Annotated in this window: 8 protein-coding genes and 1 pseudogene; 5 read left to right on the top strand and 4 right to left on the bottom strand. The window is 71.9% G+C overall.

Translation table 11 applies throughout. The features are described 5' to 3' along the window. The coding region (locus G3I65_RS24040; protein WP_160698105.1) for an NmrA family NAD(P)-binding protein at window positions 1–728 on the top strand (728 nt) is incomplete at its 5' end. Then, on the top strand, window positions 725–1,915 hold the full coding sequence (locus G3I65_RS24035; protein WP_160698104.1) for a S9 family peptidase: 1,191 nt from the start codon (window positions 725–727) through the stop codon (window positions 1,913–1,915). The genes G3I65_RS24040 and G3I65_RS24035, both read left to right, overlap by 4 nt. On the opposite strand, the gene G3I65_RS24030 is transcribed toward G3I65_RS24035, so the two are convergent. From G3I65_RS24030 to G3I65_RS24020, 3 genes are all read right to left on the bottom strand, one after another. Then, window positions 1,912–2,133: a hypothetical protein gene (locus G3I65_RS24030; RefSeq protein WP_160698103.1), complete on the bottom strand. Its 222-nt coding sequence runs from the start codon at window positions 2,131–2,133 to the stop codon at window positions 1,912–1,914. The two genes, G3I65_RS24035 and G3I65_RS24030, sit on opposite strands and share 4 nt — an antisense overlap. Window positions 2,134–2,345: 212 nt before the next feature. Continuing rightward, window positions 2,346–2,969 carry a LysE family translocator gene (locus G3I65_RS24025; protein WP_160698102.1) on the bottom strand — a complete coding sequence of 208 codons (624 nt, stop codon included), beginning with the start codon at window positions 2,967–2,969 and terminating at the stop codon, window positions 2,346–2,348. Further along, complete coding sequence (locus tag G3I65_RS24020) at window positions 2,969–3,595, bottom strand: LysE family translocator (RefSeq protein WP_160698101.1); 627 nt, start codon at window positions 3,593–3,595, stop codon at window positions 2,969–2,971. Before G3I65_RS24020 ends, G3I65_RS24025 begins: the two co-directional genes overlap by 1 nt. A gap of 144 nt (window positions 3,596–3,739) precedes the next feature. Between G3I65_RS24020 and G3I65_RS24015 the strand changes: the two genes are divergently transcribed. Both G3I65_RS24015 and G3I65_RS24010 read left to right on the top strand, forming a co-directional pair. After that, window positions 3,740–4,261 carry a PH domain-containing protein gene (locus G3I65_RS24015; protein ID WP_160698100.1) on the top strand — a complete coding sequence of 174 codons (522 nt, stop codon included), beginning with the start codon at window positions 3,740–3,742 and terminating at the stop codon, window positions 4,259–4,261. A 100-nt stretch (window positions 4,262–4,361) separates the two neighbouring features. After that, window positions 4,362–6,377, top strand: a complete 2,016-nt coding sequence (locus G3I65_RS24010) for a protein meaA (RefSeq protein WP_160698099.1) — start codon at window positions 4,362–4,364, stop codon at window positions 6,375–6,377. On the opposite strand, the gene G3I65_RS24005 is transcribed toward G3I65_RS24010, so the two are convergent. Next, window positions 6,370–6,912 carry a cysteine hydrolase family protein gene (locus G3I65_RS24005; RefSeq protein WP_160698098.1) on the bottom strand — a complete coding sequence of 181 codons (543 nt, stop codon included), beginning with the start codon at window positions 6,910–6,912 and terminating at the stop codon, window positions 6,370–6,372. The genes G3I65_RS24010 and G3I65_RS24005 overlap by 8 nt on opposite strands. A 71-nt stretch (window positions 6,913–6,983) precedes the next feature. Between G3I65_RS24005 and G3I65_RS24000 the strand changes: the two are divergent. Then, window positions 6,984–7,233: pseudogene (locus G3I65_RS24000) on the top strand (AraC family transcriptional regulator); the annotation flags it as partial.

Raw genomic sequence — 7,233 nt, 5'->3', positions numbered from 1 at the left:
CCACTCGCAAGCCCGGCGAGGCCGGGCAGGTCCGGTTCGACTGGGTCGACCGCGCCACCCACGCCGACGCGCTGCGCGGCGCGTCCGCCGTCTACCTGGTCGCGCCGATCGGCGAGGCCGCGCCGGCGGGGCTGGTGGCACCGTTCGTGGCGGACGCGTTCGAGGCCGGGGTCCGCCGGATCGTGCTGCTGAGCTCGTCCGCCGTCACCGACGACACCCCCGGCCTCGGCGAACTGCCGCGGCTGGTGCGGACGGCGCCGGAGTGGGCCGTGCTGCGGCCGTCGTGGTTCATGCAGAACTTCACCGGCGAGCACCTGGTGGCGCAGGGCGTGCGGGACGGCGAGGTCGTCACCGCCACCGGGGACGGCCGGGTCGCGTTCGTCGACGCCGCCGACATCGCGGCGGTCGCCGTCCGCGCGCTGACCGACGCCGAACCGCACAACACCGAACACGTGCTGACCGGTCCTGGTGCTTTGAGCTATTCCGAAGCCACATCGATCATCGCCGCCCGCACCGGCCGCCCGGTGCGTCACCGCCCGGTCGGCACGGCCGAGTTCGCGGCGCACCTGACCGCGTCCGGCATCCCCGCCGGCTTCGCGCGCGTGCTCGCCGCGCTCGACGAAGACATCCGGCACGGCGCCGAAGACCGCGTCACCCCCGTCGTCGAGCGGGTCACCGGGCGGCCCGCCCGGTCGTTCGAAACCTTTGTGGAGGAAGAGATCCGATGAAGCAGCTCATGTTCGAAGAAGACGCGCAGTTCTGGTTCGAGACCCTGCGCCTGTTCGGCCACGCGTCCTACGGCGGCTCGGACTTCGGCGAGGTCCTGGCGGCGGCGTCGACGGTCAAGCCGGGCGACTACGACAGCTGGCACGACGCCTACCGCGGCCTGGCCGACCGCCTGTACGCCGAAGCGGCCGAGGCAAGCCCGGTGACCGCGCGCGACCTGCTGCTGCGCGCGTCGACGTACTACTTCTCGTCGGAGTTCTTCCTGCACGGCGACCCGGCGGACCCGCGCATCGCGGCGGCCTACGACCGCAGCGTCGAGTGCTTCCGGCGGGCCGCCGTCGCCGAGCCGGTCGAAATCCCCTACGAAGGAACGGTTCTGCGCGGCTACTTCTACCGCGCGCCGGGCGACGGCCCGAAGCCGCTGCTGCTGATGCACAACGGTTTCGACGGCAGCGCCGAGGAGTGCCACTTCATGGGCGCGGCGGGCGGCGCCGAGCGCGACTACCACGTGCTGACGTTCGACGGCCCGGGCCAGCCGAGCGCGATCCGGCACGACGACCTGGTGTTCCGGCCGGACTGGGAGCACGTCGTCACGCCGGTGCTGGACTTCGCCCTCGGCCTCGACGGCGTCGACCCGGACCGCGTCGCGCTGCTCGGCGTCAGCCTCGGCGGCATGCTGGCCCTGCGCGCGGCGGCGTTCGAACACCGCCTGGCGGCGGTCGTCGCGGTGGACGGCGTGTACGACGCGGGCGCGGCCGTGGTCGGCGCCCTGCCCTGGGACCGCGCGGAGATCGTCCGCCGGGCGAACGCCGCGGAAGACCCGGAGTTCGACGCGGTGCTCGCCGGCGGCCGCGAGGCGAACCCGACCCTGCGCTGGGCCTGCGACCACGGCCGCTACGTCCTGGGCGCGTCGACCGACCGCGAGTTCGTCGCGAAGTACCTGGAGTACACGCTGGAGGGCGGCGTCGCGGAGCAGATCACATGCCCGACGCTGGTCTGCGAAGCGGCGGACGACCTGTTCTTCGGCGGCGACCAGGAGACCGAGCCCCGCCGGCTGTACGCGCACCTGACCGCACCGAAGACGCTGCTGACGTTCACCGCGGAGGAGGGCGCGGACGCGCACTGCCACGTCGGCGCCCAGCGCCTGGCGACCGGCCGGATCTACGACTGGCTGGACCGGACTCTCTAGCCCTCGAACGCGGGCCCGAAGCCGACGAGCGCGGTGCGGGTGACGCCGTCGAGGGTGCGGCGGACTCCCGCGATGATGTCCGTCGCGAGCACGCCGACCGTTCTGTCGAGCAGGAGCGAGTCGTACGGAATCCCGCACGCGGGCGCCGCCGGGTCCGGTCCAACGCGCTGCAGCGTGCCCAGGCGCGCCCGCAGATCCGGCCGACCACTGCGACCCACCCCCCGGCCGCCGACACAACCGCAGCCCCCGCCCTCCTCCGGGGGGCGTGCCCTGGTCCAGTCTACCGGCGGCGGCGGACAAAACCGGCCGGAAAGCGCTCCTGCGAGCGGGTTGTCCACAGCGTGCGCCGGCTGTGGACAAGTCGGCGCGCAGCACGTCCGGCCGTGAAAACCCGGCCGCGCACGGACCGCCGGAGCGTGCGAAAGGAGGCTCAGGACTCCAGGGCGAGGGTCGCGCCGAAGCCCAGGAGGGCGGTGCCCGTCACGCCGTCCATCACCCGGCGGACCCGGCGCCGCTGGAGCCAGCCGCGGACGCGGTGGACGAAGAACAGCAGCAGCACCTGCCACACCAGTCCCAGCGCCGCGACCGTGTACGCCAGCAGGAGCGAATCGGCGAAGGTCGACGACGGGGTCAGGAACTGCGGCAGCACCGACAGGTACAGCACGATCACCTTGGGGTTGGTGATGTTGGAGAGGAACCCCTCGCGGAACCGGCGGCCGCGGGTGGCGCGGGCGCGGCGGACGTCGTCCAGTGCCGCGTAGTCGCCGCGCCAGGCGCCTCGCAGGGCCTGGATGCCCAGGAAGACCAGGTAGGCCGCGCCGAGCCACTTCACCGTTTCGAACACCGGCTGGGAGCGGGTGAGCACCGCGCCCAGGCCGAGGGCCGCCGCGGTGCCCTGGAGGAAGTTCGCGGCCGTGATGCCGCCGCACGCCCACGCGCCGCCGCGTGCGCCGCCCGTCAGCGCGTTCTTCAGGACGACCATCGTGTCCGGTCCCGGCATCATCGCCAGGAACGCCATCATCGCGGCGAACCCCGCGTACGTGCTCAGGGACATCAGGACTCCAGTGCGAGTGCGGCGCCGAAGCCGAGCAGCGCGGTGCCGGTGACGCCGTCCAGCGTACGGCGGACCCGGCGGCGTTCGAGCCACGCCCGCACGCGGTGCACGAACACCAGCAGCACCAGCAGCCACACCATGCCGAGCACGGCGACGGTGTAGGCCAGCGCCAGCGCGTCCCACGTCGTCGTGCGCACCGGGTCGAGGAACTGCGGCAGCACGGACAGGTACAGCACCAGCACCTTCGGATTGGTGATGTTGGAGAGGAAGCCTTCGCGGAACCGCCGGAAGCCGCCGCCCTTGCGGCGCTGCGCCTGCTCCACGACGTCGTAGTTGCCGCGCCACGCCCCGCGCAGCGCCTGAAAGCCGAGGAAGACGAGGTAGGCCGCGCCGGCCCACTTCAGCGCGAGGAACACCGGCTGCGACCGCGCGATCAGCACGCCGAGCCCGAGCGCCGCGGCGCTGCCCTGCACGGCGTTGCCGGTGAAGATGCCGAGCGAGGCGAGCAGCCCGCCGCGGAACCCGCCGGACAGCGCGTTCTTCAGCATCACCATCGTGTCGGGCCCCGGTGCGAGCACGATCAGGACCACGATGACCAGGTAAGACCCGTACACACTCCACGTCACGCGCGCCACGCTAATCGACGCGAACGTCGTGGTCTCGCGGATTTCCGTCACAGCGCCGGTGCTCCGCGCGATCGACCGTCCACCCAGGGTGCGCGGCGCGCTCGGGGCTCGGCGGGAGGGGTCCCGGCGGAGTAGTGTTCGGCCATGTCAGCAGGGGAAATCGAGCTTCTGCCCGGGGAGCGCGTGCTCTGGGCGGGAGAACCGGTCCAGCGCCCGCTCTACGTCGCCGCGGACGGGGTGATCGCCCCTGCCGGGCTCGTCGTCACCGCCGCCGCGCTCTGGTTCCTGCTCACCCAGCAGCCCTCCGGTGCCACCGCGGTCGTGGCCGTGGTCGTGCTGGCACTCGGGCTCTACGGCGCGGTCGGCCGTTCGCTCGTCCGCTACCTCGCGCTCGGCCGGACGACGTACGCGGTGACCGACAGCCGGATCATCGCGCGCTCGGGCCTGTTCCGACAGAAGGAACTCGCCAGCGAACTGGCCGGCCTGGAGGCGCCGGTCCTCAAGCCCGGCCCGTCGCGCACCGGCACGCTCACGTTCGGCACGCCCGGCGCCGTGGCGCTGATCGGCGTCGGGGAGCCGAAGCGCGTGCGCGACCTGCTGACCAGGGCCATCGACGAGGCGAAGGCCCGCCAAGCGCCGCCGGAACCGGGTGCGCCGGCCGGTTGACGGCAGCGGGCGCGAAGTCACCCGGACGTGTTCGATTCCACTGCCACCGCAAGTTACCGGTCGGTACACTCGACGAAACGTCCACCGCCGGAGGTGCCCAGTGCCGTACCCAACGGACCACGAGCGAGACCGACCGTGGGTGATGCGCACGTACGCGGGGCACTCGTCCGCGGCCGCGTCGAACGAGCTCTACCGGCGCAACCTCGCCAAGGGGCAGACCGGGCTCTCGGTCGCCTTCGACCTGCCCACCCAGACCGGCTACGACCCGGACCACCAGCTCTCCCGCGGTGAGGTCGGCAAGGTCGGCGTGCCGGTGTCGCACATCGGCGACATGCGGCGCCTCTTCGACGGCATCCCGCTCGCCGAGGCCAACACGTCGATGACGATCAACGCGCCGGCCATGTGGCTGCTCGCGCTGTACGTCTCCGTGGCGCGCGAGCAGGCCGAGGCCGAAGGCCGCGACGTCGACGAAGTCCTCGCGAAGCTCACCGGCACCACGCAGAACGACATCATCAAGGAGTACCTGTCCCGCGGGACGTACATCTTCCCGCCGGGGCCGAGCCTGCGGCTGATCACCGACATGATCGCGTGGACCGTGCACCACGTGCCCAAGTGGAACCCGATCAACATCTGCAGCTACCACCTGCAGGAAGCAGGCGCGACGCCGACGCAGGAAGTCGCGTACGCGCTGTGCACCGCGATCGCCGTGCTCGACGCCGTCCGCGATTCCGGGCAGGTCGACCAGGCCGACATGGCCAAGGTCGTCGCGCGGATCTCGTTCTTCGTCAACGCCGGCGTGCGGTTCGTCGAGGAGATGTCCAAGATGCGCGCGTTCACCGCGCTCTGGGACGAGATCACGCGGGACCGTTACGGCGTAACGGATCCCAAGGCGCGCCGGCTGCGCTACGGCGTCCAGGTCAACTCGCTCGGCCTCACCGAAGCCCAGCCGGAGAACAACGTCCAGCGGATCGTGCTCGAGATGCTCGCGGTGTCGTTGTCCCGCGGCGCCCGCGCCCGCGCGATCCAGCTGCCCGCCTGGAACGAGGCGCTCGGCCTGCCCCGGCCGTGGGACCAGCAGTGGGCGCTGCGGATGCAGCAGGTGCTCGCGTTCGAGACCGACCTGCTGGAGTACGAAGACATCTTCGACGGCTCGCACGTCATCCAGGCCAAGGTCGACGAGATCATGACCGGCGCGCGCGAGGAGATCGCGCGCGTGCAGGACCTCGGCGGCGCGGTCGCCGCGGTCGAGAGCGGCTACATGAAGTCGCAGCTGGTCAGCTCGCTGGCCGAATACCGCCGCGGGGTGGAGAACGGCGAGCGGATCCTGGTCGGGGTCAACAAGTTCGAGACGACCGAGCCGTCGCCGCTGCAGGCCGAGGGCGCGAAGGCGATCGAAACCATCGACCCCGCCGTCGAAAAGGCCGCCGTCACCGCGATCGAGGAGTGGCGCACCGGGCGCGACAACGACGCCGTCGAGCGCTCGCTGACCGCGCTCAAGGAACGCGCGCGCACCACGGAAAACCTCTTCGAGGCCACTGTGGACTGTGCGCGGGCCGGCGTGACCACCGGCGAGTGGTCCGGCGCGCTGCGCGAGGTGTTCGGCGAATACCGGGCGCCCACCGGGGTTTCCGCCGCGCCCGGGGGCACTGGCGACCCGGGGATCGAGCGGGTACGCGAACGCGTCCGCGCCACCGAGGCGGAACTGGGCGAGCGGCTGCGGATCCTGGTCGGCAAGCCCGGCCTCGACGGGCACTCCAACGGCGCCGAGCAGGTCGCCGTCCGGGCGCGCGACGTCGGCTTCGAGGTCGTCTACCAGGGCATCCGCCTGACCCCCGAGCAGATCGTCGCGGCCGCCGTGCAGGAGGGCGTGCACGTCGTCGGGCTGTCGGTGCTGTCCGGCTCGCACCTGGAAGTCGTGCCGAACGTCGTCGACGGCCTGCGCGCCGCGGGCGCAGGCGACGTGCCGGTGATCGTCGGCGGGATCATCCCGCCGGACGACGCCGCGCTGCTCACCGAACGCGGCATCGCCCGGGTGTTCACACCCAAGGACTACGAGCTGACCGACATCATGGCGGGCATCGTCGACCTCGTGCGGGAGCGCAACGGGCTCAGCTGAGCGCCGCCAGGATGTCCTTTGTGGACTTGACGGTGGCGAACTGGTTCGCCAGGTTCGCCGCCGTCACGCGGTACAGCTCGTCGGCGGTCACCTCCGGGAGGTCGAACGTGAACGTGGCGTCGCGCGCGAAAGTCACGTCGTAGCCCAGGTTCCCGCCCATCCGCGCGGTGGTTTCGCAGCAGAAGTTCGTCTGGATCCCCGCCAGGACGAAGCTCGTGATGCCGCGCTTGCGCAGCCACGCGTCGAGGTCGACGTCGCCGAGGAACGCCGAGTTGACCTTCTTGCCGAACACCAGGTCCGGCCGCGCGCCGTCGAGTTCGGGCTTGAAGTCGTTGCCCGGCTGGCCGGGCCGCAGGGGTGAGTCCGGTTTCGCCGAATCGTGGTGCACGAGCACGACGGGCAGCCGCCGCTCCTGCCACGCGTCGAGCAGCGCCTTCATGTTGGCTTCGGCGCCGGGATTGTTGCGGGGGCCCCAGAAAGCCGCGTCGTCGAACCCGCGCTGGACGTCGATCAGGATGAGTGCCGTATCGGTCATGACGTCGAGTTTCGCCGGTCCGACGGGCTCAGGGGAGTGGCAGAAGACGCGCGATGCGGTACTTTCCTGCCATGCGCACGATCGGCGTTCTGCTGCTGCCCGGGACTCGCATGTTCGACCTCGCGGTGATCGGCGAGGTCTGGGGCCAGGACCGGACCGACAGCGGGATCGGCCCGTTCACCGTGCGGCTGTGCAGCGCGGGCCGGGTGCGCACCGCCGTGTCGCCGTTCGGTGACGTCGCGGCGACGCACGGCCTGGCCGGGCTCGACGGCTGCGACCTCGTGCTGGCGCCGGGCCGCGACGACCCCCTCGCGCCGGTGC

This window comes from Amycolatopsis sp. SID8362 (assembly GCF_010550475.1).
GTDB classification, from domain to species: domain Bacteria; phylum Actinomycetota; class Actinomycetes; order Mycobacteriales; family Pseudonocardiaceae; genus Amycolatopsis; species Amycolatopsis eburnea.
The sequence above is the reverse complement of the archived record's forward strand: the minus strand, read 5'-3'. Positions and strand labels throughout refer to the sequence as shown.

What these genes read in the sequence shown, in the direction of transcription:
- G3I65_RS24035 (WP_160698104.1), top strand. Translation starts at nt 725, where the DNA reads ATGAAGCAGCTCATGTTCGAAGAAGACGCGCAGTTCTGGTTCGAGACC.
- G3I65_RS24025 (WP_160698102.1), bottom strand. Translation starts at nt 2,969, where the DNA reads ATGTCCCTGAGCACGTACGCGGGGTTCGCCGCGATGATGGCGTTCCTG.
- G3I65_RS24015 (WP_160698100.1), top strand. Translation starts at nt 3,740, where the DNA reads ATGTCAGCAGGGGAAATCGAGCTTCTGCCCGGGGAGCGCGTGCTCTGG.
- G3I65_RS24005 (WP_160698098.1), bottom strand. Translation starts at nt 6,912, where the DNA reads ATGACCGATACGGCACTCATCCTGATCGACGTCCAGCGCGGGTTCGAC.